Origin of the sequence: Nocardia sp. NPDC058480 (genome assembly GCF_042720495.1) — a bacterium.
GTDB lineage: Bacteria > Actinomycetota > Actinomycetes > Mycobacteriales > Mycobacteriaceae > Nocardia.
On the sequence record NZ_JBHXMN010000001.1, the window covers coordinates 735,546 to 756,096 of the forward strand.

The following is a 20,551-nucleotide window of genomic DNA, read 5'->3' on the forward strand; positions in this document are numbered from 1 at the left end:
CCCGAACCGACCAGGTGCGTACGTGCGACCTTCGACTGGGTCCAAGATCGCCACACGCATCCTCGGTGGGCTGATCCCTCAGGGTTTGTTGGACATGGCCGCGATGAGGGAGTTGGGGCGCATGTCGAGCCAGTGGGATTCGACGTAGTGCAGGCAGGAGGTTCGGGGGGCGGCGCCGAAGGCCACTGTCCAGCCGCCGGGGACGGCGGCGAAGGTGGGCCAGAGGGAGTGTTCGCCTTCGGTGTTGACCAGGACGTAGAACTGGGCGTTGTCGTCGTCGAACGGGTTGGTCATGGGGTGGCCTTTCTGATGAGAGTGCCGAGGTGGGTGAATGCTGCTGGGGTGCCTTCGATTTCGTGGAGGGCCAGCTCGCTGGTGCGGAACAGGCGGTCGCCGTGGGTGCGGCGGGCTGGCGTGAAGTGGGGGGTGAAGTCGGTGGTGGTGATGCCGTAGGCGGTGATGAGGGCGGCTAGCCGGGCCGGGTCGGGTGGTTCGGCGAGAACCACGGTCGCGCCGACGCGCAGGGGTAGCAGGTAGCCGTGCCAGGCGGTGGCGTCGCCGGTGTGGGCTTGGTACAGGTAGACGTCGCGGGTGGTGAGGTTGTGGCGCGCCTGCATGGCGGTTACCCGGTGGACGACGGCGGCGTGGCTGATGGTGACGCTGTGCGTTTTCCCGGGGGGAAACAGCACGAAGGCGGGGTGCTGCGGCAGGATCGGGGCGCGATGTTCGCTGCGGGCGATCGGTTCGCTGGAGTAGCCCGACAGGGCGACCCGGTCGATCGTGACCGTCGGGATGTCGTATGTCCCGAGATGTTCGCGGGCGGCGATGGTCAGGGTCAGTGCCGGATTGACAACCGGTGGGAGCAGCGGGTTCGCGGTGTCTATCGGCACCACCGCGCCACCGGCTTTGAGGACCGCGTAGGCAGCGACCACGAACTCGATGGAACGTGGCACATCCACGAGCACCACCGATTCCGGTCCGATTCCGAGTGCGATCAGGTACCTGGCCAGTTGGTTGGTGCGCCGGTCGAGGTCACCGTAGGTGATGATCGAGGTCGGGCCGTCGCTGGGCGCGTGGACGACGGCCGGGTCGAAAGGGGTTGTGGTGGCTTGCGCTTCGAACTCGTCGAGCAGGAGCTCACCGGGGAGGCCGACCGAACGGGAATAGGGCCCGTCGTCGATGCGGCCGACGAATTCGATTTCGGCGGTCCAGGCGTCGCCCGGCGGCCTGCGGCGCACCAGGTCGCCGGTGGCGAACATCCGGTCGTCCACCGGGCCGATGGGGTTGGCGAGGAACGTCGCGGCGGTGGCCTGCCTGCCGACGTAGCCGCGCGCCAATTGCACACCGGAGACATAGAGTTCGCCGATCTCGCCGTCGGCGACAGGGCACAGGTGCTCGTCGAGGACAAGGAGTTCGACATCGTCGGCCGCTGATCCGAACGGGACCACCTCGAGGTCGGCGCCGGTCACCTCGTGCGCGACGAACTCGCCCGCGGTTTCGGGCCTGCCGTAGACGTGCCACAGGGTCGCTCCGCTCACCTCGCGCAGGGCGGCGGCGGTTTTCGCGAGCAGTGACCCGCCCGAGCCGAGCACCACACGCAGCGAGTCGAGACGTTCCTCGGCATCGGGCAGCGCCGCCAGTTCGGCAAGCTCGAAATGATCGAAACATGCTGTGGTGACGCCGGTTCGGACAATCGCGTCGGCGAGCACTTCCGAAGGCGAGACCACCAGCGTGGCGCCGGTCTGCAGCGCGAGCAGCATCTCCCCCACTGCGGCCTGTCCGGTCAGCGGTGCGTGCCAGAGCACGGAGTCGCCCGCACCGATACCGCAGAGCCGTTGGCGCCAATTCGAATTCGCCTGTGCCGCACGATGTCCGACGACTACGGCGGTCGACGCGACAACATCGACCACCAGGTAGGCCGGGTTGTCCGCACTCGGCCCCGGTAGCTCATCGGGGGTGATATCGACGGTGGCATCGGTGTACAGAACCGGGAACCCGGTGGGGTGCGGTGTTCCGGCGCTGGTGAGGATCAAGGCGGGCGCGGCCAGTGCGACGGCGCGTCGCTGCAGGTCGCCGGAGGTAGCCGGGTCGAGCAGGACGAAGGCACCACCCGCGGCGAGCACCGCGTGCACGGCGACGACGAGTTCGGCCGAGCGTGGCAGCGAGACCGCGACGGTGGTCTCGGGTTCGATGCCGTGCTCGACGAGAGCCGCGGCCAGCGCATCGACTCGCACGGCCAATTCGCCGTAGGTGAGCGCTATTTCGCCGTCGCGCACCGCGAGGGTATCGGGCTCGCGGTCGGCATAGGTGGAGAAGGCGGCGAGCAGGGTCGCCGGGTCACGTGGCCGGTCGCCGTCCAGGTCACGCAGGAGCGCGGCGAGGGTGGCGGCGGTCGTGACCGAATCCGTGTGCGACATCAGAGTTGTCCTTCCGAGTCGTCAACCGACCCTGCCCCGGCGATTACCGCGGCAGCATCGGTCACCAGTGTTTGCAGAGTGGAAGACAGACCTGCGGCGCCGAGTGCGGCGAGCACGCCGGGCACCAGCCCGGCCAGCGCGACGTTCACCAGCGCTTCAGGTTTCATCTTCGCTCCCATCGCCCTGCTCACCGCGGCGAGTTTGGCGTCGAGTGCTCCGTAGGAGATGGCGTGCTCGCCGTGGACGAATGCCACGGTCGCCGGCGCGAGCCGAGCTGCCGAGCCGACGAGGCCCGGCAGATCGGCGATGGTGTGGGTGCTCGGTAGTGGGGTCTTCTCGGTGTCGGTGCGCATGTCGATGGCGCGCACCGCGACAGTGGGATCGGCGGCGACGGCGGTGAGGACCTTGCGGAATCGTTCGGCCAGCGCTTCGACCGTCGACGCGTCGAAAAGGTCGGTGGCGTAACCGAAGTGGACGTCGAGTCCGTCCAGGGTGCCGTTGTCCGCATAACGCTGCAGGGCAGTGAGGTGCAGGTCGAACTTGGCTTCCGTCAGGCCGGGGTCAAGGGTTCGAACGTGTAGGCCCGGTAGGTCGACACCGCCCGGCGGCATGTTCTGGAAGGTCAACATCACCTGGAACAGCGGGGTGTAGGCACCGGTGCGGGTGCGGCCCATGGCATCGACTACCTGCTCGAACGGGACGTCGGCGTGCGAGAGGGCGGCCAGGTCACGGCGCTTGGCCTGGGCCAGAAGGTCGGTGAACGGTGCGCGTGAGTCGATCTCGGTGCGCAGGGCCACGGTGTTGACGAACATGCCGACGAGGTCGTCGAGCTCGCGGGCGCCACGACCGGATACCGGGGCACCGATGATGATGTCCGCACTGCCGGATTGCTTGGCCAGCAGCACCGCCATGGCGCTGTGGACCAGCGTGAACAGGGTGGTTCCGTTGGTGCGGGCTACCTGATCGAGACTGTGAGTGAGCGTGGCATCGATCTCGAATTCGACGGTCGCACCCTGCATTTCACGCCGGGATGAGCGTGGACGGTCGGTCGGCAGGGTGAGCAGTTCGGGCGCGCCGGCGAGTTCGCGGGTCCAGTAGGTGAGCTGCTGGGTGAGCACGCTGTCCGGGTCGGCGTCGGAGCCGAGCAGGTCGCGTTGCCAGGTACTGAAGTCGCCGTACTGGATTTCCAGCGGGTTCCAGCCGGGCTCACGCCCTTCGCTGCGATCCACATAGGCGCGCACCAGGTCTCGGGTGAGCGGGTCGATCGAGTAGCCGTCGGCGCTGATGTGATGCACCACGACGACGAGGACGTGATCGTCGCCTCCCAGCCGGTAGAGCGCGACCCGGACCGGGGGTGCGGCGGTGATGTCGAACGGCTGCGCGACGAGGGCCGCGATCCGGGTGTCGACATCCGCGGCCGCGACCGGGATCGGGGTGAGATCGACGGCGGCGGACCAGGCGGGCATCACCTGCTGCACCGGGCCCGCAGCGGTATCCGGGTAGCGGGTGCGGAGGGTGTCGTGCCGAGCCAGGAGGTCGGCGATCGCCGCTTGCAGGGCGGGTAGGTCGAGGTCGCCGGTGAGGCGGATCGCGGCCGGGATGTGATAGGCCGAGGACTGGGGCGACAGCTGGTGCAGGACCCACATGCGTTGCTGCGCGGGTGAGAGGACCGCGGGGCCTTCGCTGGTGCGTGTGGTCAGTGGGGGGCGGGCGGTTGTGTGGTCGGCGGTGGCGAGGTGTTCGGCCAGTGCGGCGACCGTGGGGGCGTCGAATACCGCCGCTACCGGGACTTGGGCGCCGAGTGCGGCGCCGAGGCGGGCGGCCAGACGAGTTGCCATGAGCGAGTTGCCGCCGAGGGCGAAGAAGTCGTCGTCCAGGCCGACGGCCGGGGCGCCGATCACGTCGATAAAGGTCTGGGCGACAAGCATTTCGACCGCGCTGACCGGAGCACGGAAGGCTGCCTCGGCGAACTCGGGTGCCGGCAGGTTGGCGCGATCGACCTTGCCGTTGGCGTTGAGGGGCAACGCATCGAGCACCACCAGGGCGGCGGGCACCATGTAAGCGGGCAGGTCGGCGGCGAGCTCGCCACGCAGTCGGGCCGCGATGGCTTGTTCGTCGCCCGGAGTCAGGTCGGCGACCGCCGCGTAGGCGATCAGGCGGGCGCCCGCACGCTCGTCGGTCTTGGCCACGGCGACCGCGGCGCGCACCTCGGCACAGCGCAGCAGGGCTGTTTCGACCTCGCCGAGTTCGATGCGGAAGCCACCGATCTTGACTTGGAAGTCGGCGCGTTCGAGGTATTCGAGGGTGCCGTCGGCTCGCCATCGCACGATGTCACCGGTGCGGTACATCCGCGATCCGACGCCGCGGTGTCCTGCCCCGGCGGAAAGGGTCGTGAAGGGGTTGGCGACGAAGTGGTCGGCGGTCAACGACCGGCGACCCCGGTAGCCGCGGGCCAGCTGGTCACCGGACAGGTAGAGCTCGCCTGCTACGCCGATCGGGACCGGGCGAAGTCGAGCGTCGAGGACGTACACGGCGCTGTTCCAGGCGGGTGTGCCGATCGGGACCACGTGCGTCGGGTCGTGGGCCACTTCGTATTCGGTGATCGAGACCGCGGCCTCGGTCGGGCCGTACAGGTTGTGCAAGACAGCTTCCGTACCGCCCGCACGGAACTGGGCGGCCGTGGCAGCGGGCAGTGCTTCGCCGATGGCGAGAACGGCGCGTAGCGAATCAGGCAGTGCCGGTGCGGTTTCGGTCGCCAGCAGCATGCCGACGAGTGACGGCACCGCGTGCAGGACTGTGACGCCGTGTCGGGTCATGGTGGCGCGCAGACGATCTGGATCGCGTTCGTCGCCGGGACGAGTAACGATCAGAGCGCCGCCGGAGGTGAGCGGGGACCAGAACTCCCAGACCGAGAGGTCGAAGGTGGCGGGGGTTTTCAGGAGAACGCGGTCGGCGGTGGTCATGGTGAAGCGGTCGTGCAGCCAGGCGATCTGGTTGACGATCGCGGCGTGCGGGACGGTGACACCCTTGGGACGACCGGTGGAACCGGACGTGAAGATGATGTAGGCGGGGTGCTCGGGGCGCAGTGGGGCGATGCGCTCGGCATCGGTCACCGGGGCCGTCGAGAGATCTCGCAGAGCCCGGTGATCCAGTTCGAAGACAGGTACGTCCACGGAGACCGGCAGGCCGTCGGCGGCGGTGGTGAGTACGCACAGCGGTGCCGCGGTGGTGACGATGTAGGCGATGCGGTCGACAGGGTGGTCGGGGTCGATCGGCACGTACGCGCCACCCGCCCGGACGACGGCGTGCATGGCGATCACGAGGTCGATGCCGCGCCGCATGGCCAGCACGACCGTGCGCTCCGGGCCGACACCCTCGGCGATCAGGAGCCGAGCGACACGGTTGACCTGGGCATCGAAGGTGGCGTAGTCCAGGGATTCGCCGGTCTCGTCGTCTACCAGCGCGAGCGCGTCCGGGGTGCGGTTCGCCTGGCGGGCGACCAGATCAGCGAGGGTGGCCTGCTCGACCGGATGAGCGGTGTTGTTCCACGTCCCGAGGAGCAGGGTGCGGTCGTCGCCGAGCAGGTCGAGGTCGCCGACGACGACATCCGGTGTGGCGGTGACGGATTCGAGAATGCGGCGCAGCTGATCGGCGAATCGTTCGGCAGTTCCGGCGTCGAACAGATCGGTGGCGTAGCCGAGAGCCATCTCGATGCCCGCTGGGGCGCCCTCGGCGGTGTAGTTGTCGAGGGCGAACAGGTGCAGGTCGAACTGCGCTACGCCGGAGTCGAATTCGATGCTGGAGACGGTGAGGCCGGGGAGTTCCAGGTGGCCGCGCTCGTGGTTCTGGAACGAATAGCCGACCTGGAACAGTGGGTGCCGCGCGGTGGAACGGGCCGGGTTGAGCACCTCGACCAACCGCTCGAACGGCACATCGGCGTGTGAGAACGCGGCGATGTCGGCGGTGCGGGCCGCGGCGAGCAGGTCGGTGAACGGGGCGTCACCCGTGACCGGGGTGCGCAGCACGATGGTGTTGACGAACATGCCGATGACCTCGTCGAGTTCGGCTTCGCCACGGCCCGCGTTCGGGGTGCCGACAGCGATATCGGCGGTGCCGGAGACCCGGGCCAGCAGGGCCGCGAAGGCCGCGTGGACCACCATGAACAGCGTGGCGCCGTTGCCACGGCCGAGTGCGATCAGCGCGGCGTGCAGCTCGGCGTCGACGGTGAAGCTCACCTTGTCGCCGCGCAGGCTTTGCCGGGCCGGTCGCGGCCGGTCGGTCGGCAGGGCCAGCTGATCGGGCAGTCCGGCGAGCTGGGTGTGCCAGTAGCCGACCTGCTGGGCGGCAAGGGATTCCGGGTCGGCTTCATCGCCGAGCAGGTCGCGCTGCCACAGCGCGTAGTCGGCGAACTGCACGGCCGGCGGTGCCCAGCCGGGGGCGGTATCGGCGAGCCGGGCGGTGTATGCCCGCATCAGGTCGGCGACGAAGGGTGCGATGGAGGAACCGTCGGCCGCGATGTGGTGTATCACGGCGGCCAGCACGAATTCGGTATCGGCCACCTGGAACAGGCGCATGCGCACCGGAATCTCGGCGGTGACGTCGAAGGTGGTCTCGGCCAGTTCGCGAATCGCCGCGGGGAGATCTGCGTCGGTCATCGCGATCGGTTCCAGCGACGCGACGGCATCGGCGGCTGCCACGATCGACTGCATCGGGGTGCCGTCGACGTCGGTTCCCGCGGCTCGCGATACCGGGTACATCGTGCGCAGTGACTCGTGCCGGGCGACCACATCGGCCATCGCGGCCCGCAAGGCACCGGTATCGAGCGCACCACTCAGGCGCAGCGCGAACGGGATGTTGTAGGCCACCGACGCGCGGTCGAAGCGGTTGAGGAACCACATCCGCTGCTGGGCCGGGGACAGCGGAAGGACCTCGGGGCGGGCCCGGCCGACGAGCGCGGGCCGATCGACGGTGGACTGGGCAGCGACCGCGGCGGCCAACTCGACGACCCGCGGCGCCTCGAACAGGGTCCGCACACCGACGCGCCGTTCCAGGGCGGCACCGACACGGGCCACAGCCTTGGCCGCCAGCAGCGAGCTGCCGCCGAGGGCGAAGAAGTCGTCGTCGGCGCCGACCGGCTGGTCGCCGGCACGGCCGAGGACCTCGGCGTAGACGTCGGCGATGATCTGCTCGGTGATCGTGGCGGGCTTGCGGTAGGCGGTGGCCTCGAAGACGGGCGCGGGGAGTGCGGCACGGTCGAGCTTGCCGTTGACCGTGAGCGGAATGCGGTCGACCGGCACGACGGCTGCCGGGAGCATGTGCTCGGGCAGGGTCCGGGCCAGCTCCTTGCGCAGCGCGGCGATGTCGAGGTGGTCGGATGCCGCGACCAGGTAGGCCACGATTCGTGGCTCGTCGACGAGGTCGGTACGGACCAGCACCGCGACTTCGCGCGGGGCTACCGAACTGTCCAGCAGCGCCGCCTCGATCTCGCCGAGTTCGACGCGGAACCCACGCAGGTTCACCTGCTGGTCCGCGCGGCCGAGGTATTCGAGGTCGATCCGCGTGGGGCGTGACGACGCGAGCACTTCGATGGCGTCGTCGGGCACGATCGTCCAGCGGGCCAGGTCACCGGAACGGTAGGCGACGGATCCAGGAGGACCGTAGGGGTCGGCGACGAAGCGGCTCGCGGTCAGATCAGGGCGGCCGAGGTAACCACGGGCCAGTTGTGGGCCAGAGACATAGATCTCGCCGGGAACGCCGAGCGGGACAGGACGCAAACGCGAATCCAGCACGCGCACTGCCAGTCCCGCGATGGCGCCGCCGATCACGCTGGCGGAGCCGGTGTTCGCGGTGATCTCGCGGTAGGAGGCGTGGACGGTTGTTTCGGTGATGCCGTACATGTTCACCATGCGGGGCGAGTCCGGGTGGCGGGCGAACCAGCCGGCCAGGCGTTGGGGATCGAGTGCCTCGCCGCCGAAGATCACTGTGCGCAAGGCGTATTCGGTGGGTGTCGGCGTGGCCAGGTCCGCGGCGATGAGCTGGTAGAACGCTGACGGCGTCTGATTGAGGACGGTGACACGTTCAGTGCGGAGCAGCTCGCGGAACTGCTCGGGCGAGCGGGAGGTGAAGTAGTCGACCAGCACGATCGAGCCGCCGTGGAGCAAGGCGCCCCACAGCTCCCACACCGAGAAGTCGAAGGCATAGGAGTGGAACATCGTCCACACATCCGAGGGGCCGAACTCGAAGCGCTGCGCGGTGTTATCCAGCAGTGCGACAACATTCGAGTGCGGCACAACGACGCCCTTGGGGCGGCCGGTCGAGCCGGAGGTGTAGATGACGTAGGCGGCGTTGGCGGCGGCAAGTGGCATCCGCCGGTCCGCGTCGGTCAGGGGTTCGGCGGCGAAGTCGGACAGGTCGGCCGCGGTGAGGTCGATGACCGGGCCACCGAACCAGTCGCGTGCCAGGCCGGTGTCGTCGTTGGTGATGGCGCAGTGCGGGCGGGCGTCGTCGAGGACGTATTCGATGCGATCGGCGGGGTAGTTGGGGTCGATCGGCAGGTAACCGCCGCCGGCCTTCAGTACGGCGAGCAGGGCGACGGGCAGCTCCACCGAGCGCGGAAGTGCCACCGCTACCAGCGATTCCGGGCCGACGCCCGCGGCGACGAGACGCCGGGCCAGCCGGTTGGACCAGGCGTCGAGCTCGCCGTAGGTCAGGGCGAGCTCGCCCGTCTTGACGGCGATGGCGTTCGGATCGAGGGTGGCGACGCGGGCGAACCGGTCCACCATGGTGTCGGTGGCGGCCACCGAAGCGCCGGTGGCCGACCACTCGTGCAGGGTGCGCTGTTGTTCTTCGGCGCTGAGCAGTTGGATGTCACCGACAACGACAGTCGGGTCGGCGACGACGGCGGCCAGCACCTGGGTGAAGCGGCGGGCCAGCACGGCAACGCTGCCTTCATCGAAAAGGTCGGTCGCGTAGGCAATTTCGATCGACATGCCGTTCGCGCGGCCGTCGATGTCGTCGGATTCTCCGATAGTGAACTGCAGGTCGAACTTCGCCACGGCGGCATCGAAATCGACCGGCTCGACGCGCAGTCCCGCGGCTTCCAGCGCGGGGACGGTGAAGTTCTGCAGGGCCAGCGCCACCTGGAACAGCGGGTGGCGGTTGCGGGCTCGCGCCGGATCGACGGCATCCACGACCTGCTCGAACGGGATGTCGGCGTGCGAGAGGGCGTCGAGGTCGCCGGCCCGGACGGCGTCGAGGGCGGTTTCGAATTCGGCGCGCGGGTCGATCTGGGTGCGCAGGACCAGGGTGTTGACGAACATGCCGATCAGGCCGTCGAGGGCGGCCTCGCCACGGCCCGCGACCGGAGTACCGATGGCGATGTCGCTGCCGCCGGACAGGCGGGCCAGCAGAACGGCGAGTGCCGCGTGCACGGTGCTGAACAGGGTGGCCTCGTGCTTGCGGGCCAGTTCGCGCAGTTCGCTGTGCAGATCGGAGTCGATCTGGAAGCGGTGCACGGCGCCACGGTAGGTGGATTCGACGGGGCGGGGACGGTCGGTCGGCAGCTCGAGCTGTTCGGGAACACCGGCGAGGCCGCGACGCCAGAAGGCCAGTTGCGTGTGCGCGAGTGAGCCGGGATCTGTGGGGTCACCCAGGTTTTCGTGCTGCCAGAGCGCGTAGTCGGCGTACTGGATCGGCAGCGGCGCCCAGGTGGGGGTGACGCCGTCGCGGCGGGCGGCGTAGGCGGCCATCAGGTCGGCGGCCAGTGGGCCGAGCGAGAAGCCGTCCGCGGCGATGTGGTGGACCACCAGGACGAGCACGTGGTCACCGTTCACCGCGAACAAGGCCGCGCGCAGCGGGATTTCGGTGGTGAGGTCGAATCGAACGGCGGCACAGGCCAGCAGGCGTTCGGGTAGTTCCGCCTCGGTGATCGTCTCGGGCCGCAGGGCGAGTTCGGTGGTGTCCGAGATCAGCTGTTCGGCGCCCGCAGGCCCGTCGGGGTAGCTGGTTCGCAGGGATTCGTGCCGGGCGACCAGGTCGGCGAGGGCGGCTTCGATGGCAGCGATATCGAGGTCGCCGGTGAGCCGGAGCGCGACGGGGATGTTGTCGACAGCGTCGCCGATGCCGTCGACGTCGGCGAGGTAGCGGTTGAGGAACCACATCCGGCGCTGCGCCGCCGACAGCGGAATCCGCTGGGGTCGTTCGCGAGCGGTGAGTTCGAGGCGGCCGCCGGTCCCGCGCAGGGCGGTGCACCGGTGGGCCAGGTCGACCACGGTCGGTGCGTCGAACAGCAGCCGGACCGGGATCTGGGTGTCGAGGGCGGCGCCGAGGCGGGCCGCGACCTGGGTGGCATTGAGGGAGTTGCCGCCGAGGGCGAAGAAGTCGTCGTCGAGGCCGACTTCGCGATCGGCAGGGAAGCCGAGCACCGTGGCGAAGGTGGCTGCGACGATGCGCGCGACTTCGGTGGACGGCGCCCGGAAGACCGTGGTCTCGAAACTCGGTGCGGGCAGCGACTTCCGGTCGAGCTTGCCGGAGGTGTTGAGCGGAAATTCGTCGAGGACGACGAATGCCGCGGGAACCATGTAGGCGGGCAGGGTGCGGATCAGCGTGGACTTCACCGCGTCCACGTCGGCGTGTTGTGCCGCGACGAGATACCCGACCAGGGTCTCGTCGCGGACGACAACCGCTGCCTGGGTGACTTCGGGAAGTCCGGACAGTACGGCTTCGATCTCGCCGAGCTCGATCCGCAGACCACGCAGCTTCACCTGGAAGTCGGTGCGGCCCAGGTACTCCAGTTCACCGTCCTTCGTCCATGTGACGAGGTCGCCGGTGCGGTACATGCGTTCGCCAGGGGTGAAGGGGTTGGCGACGAAACGGTCCGCTGTCAGATCGACGCGACCCGCATAGCCTCGTGCGAGTTGCGTGCCTGCCAGATACAGCTCGCCGGGAACACCGACGGGGACCGGGTGTAGTCGACCGTCGAGGACGAACACCTGGGTGTTGTGCACAGGTGCGCCGATCGGGACGGAGACGGTGTCGGCGTCGATCACCTCATGGAAGGTGACGTCGACGGCGGCCTCGGTGGGGCCGTACAAGTTGTGCACAGCCGCACCGGTGCGCTGACGCAGTAGTTGGGCAGGCGCGGGCGGCAGTGCCTCGCCCGAGGCGAATACCAGGCGCAGCGATGCGCAGGTCCCGGCGGACGTTTCGGTGGTCACGGCCCGCACGATCGCATCGCTCGCCGCGTCGCCGCGGGCATCGGCTCGGTCGAGCGCGGCGACGAAGACCGCGAGCATCGACGGGACGAAGTGGGCGACGGTGATCTGTTCGATGTCGATCAACTGGGCCAGGTAGGCCGGGTCGCGGTGACCGTCGGAGCGGGCCAGGACGAGGCGGGCCCCGATCTGCAAGGGCCAGAGGAACTCCCACACCGACACATCGAAGGTAGCGGGGGTCTTCTGCAATACGGCGTCGTCGGGGGTGAGGCGGTAGGCGTCCTGCATCCACACCAGGCGGTTGACGATGGCGGCGTGGGAAACGACGACGCCCTTGGGCTGACCGGTGGAGCCGGAGGTGAAGATCAGGTAGGCGGCGTTCGCTGGGGTCAGGGTGGCGAGGCGGTCGGCGTCGGTGATCGGTTCGGACGGGTAGTCGGTGGTGTCGAGTTGCTCGAGATCGAGAATCGCGGGCCGAACGGCGGACGCGGCTTCGGAGTTCACCGCGGAGAGATCGATGTCGTCGATCGCGCGGGTCAGGACACAGATCGGGTCGGCGGCGGCGATCACCTGGGCGATGCGCTCGGCCGGATGGTCGGGGTCGAGCGGCACATAGGCGCCACCCGCGGCGAGGACCGCGTACATCGCGACGACCAGGTCGGTCGAGCGGCGCATGCCGAGAGCCACGGTGCGATCGGGGCGGACGCCGATCGAGATCAACAGACGAGCAAGCCGATTCACCTCAGCGGCGAACTCGGCGTAGCCGAGCGATTCGCCCTCGAAGGTCACCGCGATCGCATCCGGGGTGCGCTGGGCCTGCGCGGTGAACAGCGAGGCCAGTGTCATCCGCTCGTCGACCGGGTACGCGGTGGCGTTCCAGGTGTCGAGCAGCTGGGTGCGCTGCGCGGTGTCGAGCAGGTCGATGTCGCCGATCACGACGTTGGGATCGGCGGTCACCGTATCCAGCATCCGCAGCAAGCGGGTGCCGAAATCTGTGATGGTCTGCGCGTCGAAGAGATCGGTGGCGTACTCGAAGCGGCCGTGCAGGCGGTCGGTGGTCTCGCGCAGGGTCAGTTGCAGATCGAATTTGGCGGTGTGGGTGTCGATCTCGATTTCCGAGGCGGTCAGGCCCGCGAGTTCGAGTTCGGTTCGGGAGTTGTTCTGGAAGTCGAGCATCACCTGGAACAGCGGGTGCCTGGCGGTCGAACGCTCGGGGTTGAGCACCTCGACGAGTCGGTCGAAGGTGACGTCGGTGTTGGCGAGGGCCCGCAGGTCGCCGTCGCGGACCGTGCCGAGGAGTTCGGCGAAGGTGGCTTCGGGCCGGAGCTGGGTGCGCAGCACGAGCGTGTTGACGAACATGCCGACCAGGTCGTCGAGCGCCTGATCGCCGCGACCGGCGACCGGAGTGCCGATCGAGATGTCCTGCTGGCCGGAAAGTTTGGCGAGTGTGACGGCGAATGCGGTGTGCAACACCATGAACAGCGAGGCGTTGGCTCGCGCGCCGATGCCGCGCAGTCGTTCGGTGATCGCGGCGGGGACCGTGAAGGTCTGGCGCGCACCGCGACCCGAGGCCACGGCCGGGCGGGGGCGGTCGCTCGGCAGGGAAAGCAGGTCTGGGAGGTCGGCCAGTTCCGTTGTCCAGAAATCGATCTGCCGCGACATGACGGAATCGGCGTCGTCCTCGTCGCCGAGCGCATCGCGCTGCCAGCACGCGAAGTCGGCGTACTGCACCGGCAGTGGTGTCCACTGGGGTGCGGCGCCTGCCCGGTGGGCGGCGTAGGCGACCATCACGTCGCGAGTCAGCGGCGCGACGGACCAGCCGTCGGCGGCGATGTGGTGCAGCACGAGCACGAGGACGTGCTCATCGGTGGCGGTGTGCAGCAGGTGCAGGCGGACCGGGGGTTCCTGGTCGACCGAGAACGGGATGGCGGCCAGTGCGCGGATCCGGTTGTCGAGGTCGACCGGGGCGATCGAGTGCGGTTCGAGGGTGATGGTCAGCCGGCCTGCGTCGAGCACCTGCTGGAACGGGACGCCGTCGACGGCGGGGTAGCGGGTCCGCAGGGCCTCGTGCCTGGCGAAGACCGCGGCAACGGCCGCATTCATCGCGACGTAGTCGATGGCGCCGGTCAGACGGATCGCGGCGGCGATATTGTCGGCGACCGATTCGGCGTCGAACTGATTGAGGAACCACATGCGCTGCTGGGCGTAGGACAGCGGAATCCGGTGCGGCCGTTCACCTGCCACCAGCGCGAGCCTGGGCGCGACCACATCCGCGGAGCCGAGCAGGGCGGCGAGAGCAGTGACGGTCGGCGCCTCGAACAGCACCTTCAGCGACACCGCGCGGCCGAGCGCGGTGCCGAGGCGGGACACCACCTGGGTAGCGACGAGGGAGTTACCACCGAGCGCGAAGAAGTCATCGTCGGCACCGACCCGCTCGACCCCGAGCACCTCGCCGAACACCTGAGCCACCACGGACTCGGTACCCACAGCGGGTGCACGGAAGGCATGCGCGGTGAACACCGGCTCCGGCAGCGCCCTGCGGTCGAGCTTGCCGTTGGGGGTGAGCGGCAGCGCGTCGATCACGACGAACGCGGACGGCACCATGTGCGGGGCGAGGGTGCCACGCAGGGCAGCGGTGATCGCGTCGACATCGGTACCGACTGTCTCCGCCGCAGGCGCTGCTCCGCCCGCAGCGGGCACGAGGTAGGCGATGAGCTGGTCGCCTCGGTGCGCGTCGGCGCGGACGAGCACGACGGCCTGGCGGATCGACGGCAGCGCGAGCAGGGCGGTTTCGATCTCGCCGAGTTCGATCCGGAAACCCCGGATTTTGACCTGGTCATCGTTGCGGCCCAGGTATTCGATGGTGCCTTCGGTGGTCCAGCGAACCAGGTCGCCGGTGCGGTACATGCGCTCGGACGGTGCCCACGGGCAGGCGACGAAGCGCGCCGCGGTGAGGGCCGCGCGGGAGCGATAGCCACGGGCGACCTGGGCGCCCGCGACGTACAGCTCGCCTGCGACGCCGGTGGGGACCGGTCGCAGGCGCGCGTCGAGCACCCACTGGGTGATGCCGCGCAGTGGCGTGCCGAGGGTCAGCGGGGAATCAGCGGTGAGTGGGGCGCTGATGTTGGTGGCGACGGTGGTCTCGGAGGGTCCGTAGGCATTCACGAACGCGCGCGGGACAGGTCCGGTTGTCCAGCGGGCGATCAGGTCGGGCGGGCAGGCTTCGCCGCCGACCATCACCATCCGAAGGGCGTCGAGCCGGGTGGGGTCGAGCACGGCCAGACCGGACGGCGTCATCAGGGCGTGGGTGACGCGCTGCTCCGAAAGGAGCTGGGCCAGTTCATCTCCCACGTGGCGACCCAGGGGCGCGATCACCAGCGTCGCGGCGGAGTTCACGGCGAGCAGGAATTCCATCACCGAGATGTCGAAGGACGGGGAACCGACCTGCAGCACGCGAGCGTCGGCGGTGCCGAACATGCGGGCGGTTTCCTCGGCGGCGAAACCGGCGATGCCCGCCTGGGTGACCAGCACGCCCTTGGGCAGGCCGGTGGAGCCGGAGGTGTAGATGACGTAGGCGAGGTGCTGGGTGCACAGCGGTCGGGCACGGTCGGCGTCGGTGACGGGATCACTGGAACGCCAGGCGCATTCGGCCATCAGCTTCAGTTCGTCGAGGACCAACCAGTCGATCGGACCGGGCAGCGCGGGCTGCGACTCGTGCACGGTAAGACCCAGTCGCGCACCGGAATCGGTCACCATATGGGTGATCCGATCGAGCGGATAGCTCGGGTCGACCGGCAGCCAAGCGGCACCGGATTTGGCGACAGCCCATACCGCGAGAACCGATTCGATGGAGCGAGGGATGGCGACGGCGACCACGTCGTCGGGACCGACGCCACTGTCGATGAGGACCCTGGCCAGGCGTGAGGACGCCCGGTCGAGTTCGCGGTAGGTGAGGGTGCGGTCGCCGTCGGTCACGGCATCGCGATCCGGGCCGGCCGCGACGGCCGTGGCCAGCAGATCGGGAAGCAGACCGGTGGCGGTTACCGGTGCTCCGCGCATACCGGTGAGCTGGGAATATTCGGGCGCCGACAGCAGCGATAGGTCGCCGACCGCGGTGTTCGGGGCGGTGACCGCCGCGGACAGTAGTCGTACGAAGCGCGCACCGAGAGTGTGCATCTCGAGTTCGCCGAACAGGTCGGTGGCATACAGAACGACGGCGTCGATGCCGTCGGGTTCACCTGCGGCACCGCGTCGTTCGGCGAGAGTGAGCTGTAGGTCGAACTTGGTGATGTCGAGTTCGATCTCATGCACCGTGACCGGCGCGCCCGCCAGTTCGACAGTGGTGTCGAGCACGGCCTGGAAGTTGAGCGCCACCTGGAACAGCGGGTGACGAGACTGCGAGCGAGCCGGGTTGACGACGTCGACCAGGCGATCGAAGGGAACGGTGGCGTGCGCGAAGGCGGCCAGGTCGGTCTCGCGGGTGTGCTCGAGCGCGGCGGTGAAGCTCGCGGCCGGGTCGACCTCGGTGCGCAGCACCAGGGTGTTGACGAACATGCCGATCAGCTCGTCGATGGCGCGGTCGCCGCGGCCCGCGACACCGGTACCGATGGCGATGTCGGTGGTCCCGGACAGGCGCGCGAGGAGCACGGCCAGTGCGGTGTGCAGGACCATGAACAGCGAGGCGCCTGCCTGCTGCGCCAGGTCGGCGAGCTGACGGTGCAGGTCGGCATCGATGGTGAAGGCGGTGCGCGCGCCGCGCATGCTCGGCTCGATCGGCCGCTGACGGGCCGACGGCAGCTCGAGCTGGTCGGGCAGACCCGCGAGAGTCCGTTCCCAGAACGCGATTTCGCGCGCGGCCAGCGACTGCAGATCGGCTTCGGCGCCGAGGAGTTCGCGCTGCCAGAGGGCATAGTCGGCGTAGTGCACACTCAGCGGCGACCAACCGGGGTCGACGCCGTCGGTGGCGGCGCGGTAGGCGGTGAGCACGTCACGCACCAGCACCTGCAGCGAAACACCGTCTGCCGCGATGTGATGCAGCACGACAGCGAGGACGCACTCCCGCGCGTCCGCGACAAACGCCACACCGTCGCTGCCGATGGGCGCAGCGACGACGTCCGATCGGCGTGGTGCGGAGTTATCCACAGCCGTGTCGGCGGTCTCGGTAACGACGAAGATGCCCGCCCGGAAAGGCGCTTCGCGTTCGAGATCGAACCCGGCGCGCGCGAATCGCGTCAGCTCGGCGTCGAGGTCGGCGGCAGGCACTTCGGTGGGATCGCCGATGCGGACCAGTCCCGCGTCGCCGATGACCTGCTGGGCAACCTCACCACCAGGGGCTTCGACCGCGGGGAACACGGTGCGCAGGGCTTCGTGGCGGTCGACAACCGCGTGCAAGGCGGCGACCAGGGCGGGGAGATCGGCGGTGCCACGCATACGGATGACGAACGGCATGTTGTAGCCGGGGGCCGAGGGATCGAAGCGGTTGAGGAACCATATTCGTTGCTGCGCGGGCGAAAGCGGAATCAACGCCGGGCGCGGGCGCGCGGTGAGCACCGGGAGCTGGGCCGAGACACCGGTGTCGTCGCGTTCGGCGATCGCAGCGGCAAGGCGGGTCACGGTGGTCGCGCCGAACAGATCGCGCACGCCGAGGCGGCAGCCGAGGTCGGCGCCGAGGCGGGCCGCGACCTGGGTGGCGACCAGGCTGTTGCCGCCGAGGGCGAAGAAGTCGTCGTCGCGGCCGACCCAGTCGAGGCCGAGTACCTCGCCGAACACCCTGGCCACCGCCTGTTCCACCGGGCCGACGGGTTCGGCGTAGGTGACGACGGTGCGGACCGGAGCGGGCAGGGCCTTGCGATCCAGCTTGCCCGACGCGTTCACCGGGAGGGCATCGAGCAGCACGAACGCGGCGGGCACCATGTAGGCCGGCAGCGCGCGCAGCGCGGTCTCGCGCAGATCAGCCATCGCGACCGAGCCCGGCTCGGCTTCCACCACATAGGCGACCAATTGCTCACCGACACCCGCGTCGTCACGGACCACCACAACGGCGCGCGCCGCGGAGTCGACGCTCTCCAACACGGCCTCGATCTCGCCGAGCTCGATCCGCAGACCACGCAGCTTCACCTGAAAGTCGGTGCGCCCCAGGTATTCCAGCTCGCCATTGGTGGTCCAGCGGACCAGGTCACCGGTGCGGTACATCCGTTCACCCGGCAGCGGGTGCGCGACAGCGACACCGGACCCGGCGTCGGTGACGACAACCGCGGGCGCTGCGACGAAACGTCCGGCGGTGAGCTCGGGACGTCCTACATAACCCCGGGCGAGCTGTACCCCCGACAGATACAGCTCACCCGGAGCCCCGACCGGAACTGGCCGCAGCCGTGAGTCGAGAACATGGAGCCGGGTGTTGAACACCGGCGCGCCGATCGGCACCGTGACCCGGTCGCTGTCGTTCACCTCATGGAAGGTGACATCGACGGCGGCCTCGGTCGGGCCGTAGAGATTGTGCAGCCGGGCACCGGTCAGCAGCCGCAGCCGCTGGGCCGGCGCGGCGGGCAGTGCCTCGCCGGACGCGAAGACCAGCCGCAGCGAGGTGCGCTCGGCGATTTCCTGCTGGGCCAGAAAGACTTCCAGCATCGATGGCACGAAATGTGCGACGGTGACGCCGTATTCCGCGATCACCCGGCGCAGATACCCGGAATCCCGGTGGCCGTCCGGCTCGGCCAGCAGCAAGGTGGCACCGATCTGCAAGGGCCAGAAGAACTCCCACACCGACACATCGAAGGTCATCGGGGTCTTCTGCAGCACCACGTCGACGCCGTGCAGCCGGTAGGTCTGCTGCATCCACACCAACCGGTTCACGATCGCGGCGTGCTCGACCGCGACACCCTTGGGCAGACCGGTGGAGCCGGAGGTGAAGATGACATAGGCGGGGTGACCGGGGCGCAGCGGCGCGGTGCGGTCGGCGTCGGTCAGCGGGGCGTCGTCGTAGTCGCTCAGGTCCAGCGCATCCACGGCCAGCACCGGCAGCCCGTCGACGGGCGCGCGGTCGCGGGTGGTCGTGAGCACCGCGGCCGGGGCTGCGGTGGCGAGGATGTGCGCGATGCGCTCGGCCGGATGGTCCGGATCGATCGGCACGTAGGCCGCGCCCGCGGTGAGCACCGCGTACATCGCCACCACCAGCTCGGGCGAACGCCGAATACTCAGTGCCACCAGCGATTCCGGACCGATGCCGTCCGCCCGCAGACGCCGGGCCAGCCGATTGACCCGCTGGGCCAGCTCGCGGTAGGTCAGCGTCGCGTCATCGGAATGCGCGTGGTCGGCGTCGGTGTGCGAGGACGTCGCCATGCGCACGGCCACGTCGTCGGGAGTGCGCGCGACCTGGGCTTCGAACAGGGCGGGCAGGGTGGCCACTGGCACCGAACGCTCGACCAGCGCGGCGTCGACGTCGAACCGGGTGGAATTCCAGATTCGCGTGCTGACCTGGAGTTCCAGCTCGGTCGCCACCTCGATCGCGCTCAGCGCGGTGTCCAGGTCGGCAGCGGCCAGGCGCTCGAGGAAGCCGAGGAAGCGGGCGTGGTGCCTGGCCAGGGTGTCGGCGTCGTAGAGGTGCGGGTTGGCCTCGAAGTCGACGTGCACGCGGTCGCGGTCGCCGTAGTAGACATTGAGGCTCAAGTCCTCGATCGGGCCGGTGGACAGCACCCGGTAGCGGCCGGTGGTGGTACCGAGCGTGAGGTCACTGCGGAAGAGCATGAAGTTGGCGAGCGGTCCGAACAGCGCGCGCCGGGCGGGGCGGCCGTCGTCTTCGGCGTCGCGGCGGATGTCCTCGGCACGGTAGCGCTGATGCCGCAGCGCACCCGCCACCTCGACCCGCGCCGCGCGCAGCAGTTCACCCCAGGTGGCGGCCGAACCCGCCGCGCCCGTGGGCAGTCGCAGCGGCACGATATTGGACAGCATCCCCGCCGAGCGGCGCATGACCGCGGTGGTGCGGGCGGTGACGGGCAGGCTCAGCACCGCGTCCGGACGGTCGGTGAGGCGGCCCAGATAGGCGGCGAAGGCGGCGAGCAATACCGCCGAGATCGTCGAATCATCGCTGGCGGCAATGGTTTCCAGCCGGTCCACCAGCTTTTCCGACAGGCGCCCGCCGGTCACCAGGTTGATCGCCGAACGCGGCGCGGTACGGCCGTCGAGCGCGGTGGGGCTGTCGAGGCCGGCGATGCGCTGGGCCCAGTGCTCACGATCGCCGACGAAACGGGTGCTCTCACGGTAGCGCTGTTCGCCCTCGACCAGCACGGACAGCTCACCCGGCACCAGCTCGCCGGCCGGGGTGTCGCGCATCCGCGCGGTGTAGAGCTCGGCGATGCGCTGGGAGTTGGCGAACGCGCCGTACCCGTCGAGCACGATGTGATGGCCGCGCAGATACCAGAACCAGCGCGCGTCACCGACCCGCAATACCGCACCCGCCACCAGCCGGTCGGTGAGCAGGTCGATCGGGGCGCCGAACTCCGCGCGCATCCACTCCTGCGCGGCGGCCACGGGGTCGTCGTGGTGGCGCAGATCGATCAGCGGCAGCTCCTGCTCGATCGCGATGGTGTGGTCGACGTACTGGTGCGGGACGCCGTCGAACTCGCCGATGCGTACCAGCGGTGAACCGTAAGCGTGCGCGGCCTCAGCCGTAACCTGTTGCAGCACATCGGCATCGAGCTCGCCGACGATATCGACGTACTGGGCGATGGTGATCGGGACATCGGGGTCGAGCAGCTGCGCGTACCAGACACCCAGCTGGGCCGGGGTCAGCGGAAACGGCAGACCGACGACCCGCGCTTCCTGTGGTCGCGCACTGAACCCACCCAACTCCGTACCGTGCACCAGAGCCTCCTCGTATCGCGAAAGAACAGCAGATCGAATGTTTTCGGGCAGCACGAATACACC

Annotated in this window: 3 protein-coding genes; all 3 read right to left on the minus strand. The window is 69.2% G+C overall.

From position 1 onward, the window contains the following. Positions 1-78: 78 nt before the first annotated feature. The 3 genes from ACFWO8_RS03350 to ACFWO8_RS03360 are packed head-to-tail and all read right to left on the minus strand — an operon-like array spanning position 79 to position 20,488. Entirely contained in the window at positions 79-294 is a 216-nt protein-coding gene (locus tag ACFWO8_RS03350) for an MbtH family protein (RefSeq protein ID WP_266293539.1), read from the minus strand. Beyond that, entirely contained in the window at positions 291-2,417 is a 2,127-nt protein-coding gene (locus ACFWO8_RS03355) for an AMP-binding protein (protein WP_378941001.1), read from the minus strand. Before ACFWO8_RS03355 ends, ACFWO8_RS03350 begins: the two co-directional genes overlap by 4 nt. After that, a complete protein-coding gene (locus tag ACFWO8_RS03360; protein ID WP_378941003.1) occupies positions 2,417-20,488 on the minus strand; it encodes a non-ribosomal peptide synthase/polyketide synthase in 18,072 nt (6,023 codons plus the stop codon). Before ACFWO8_RS03360 ends, ACFWO8_RS03355 begins: the two co-directional genes overlap by 1 nt. Positions 20,489-20,551 lie beyond the last annotated feature (63 nt).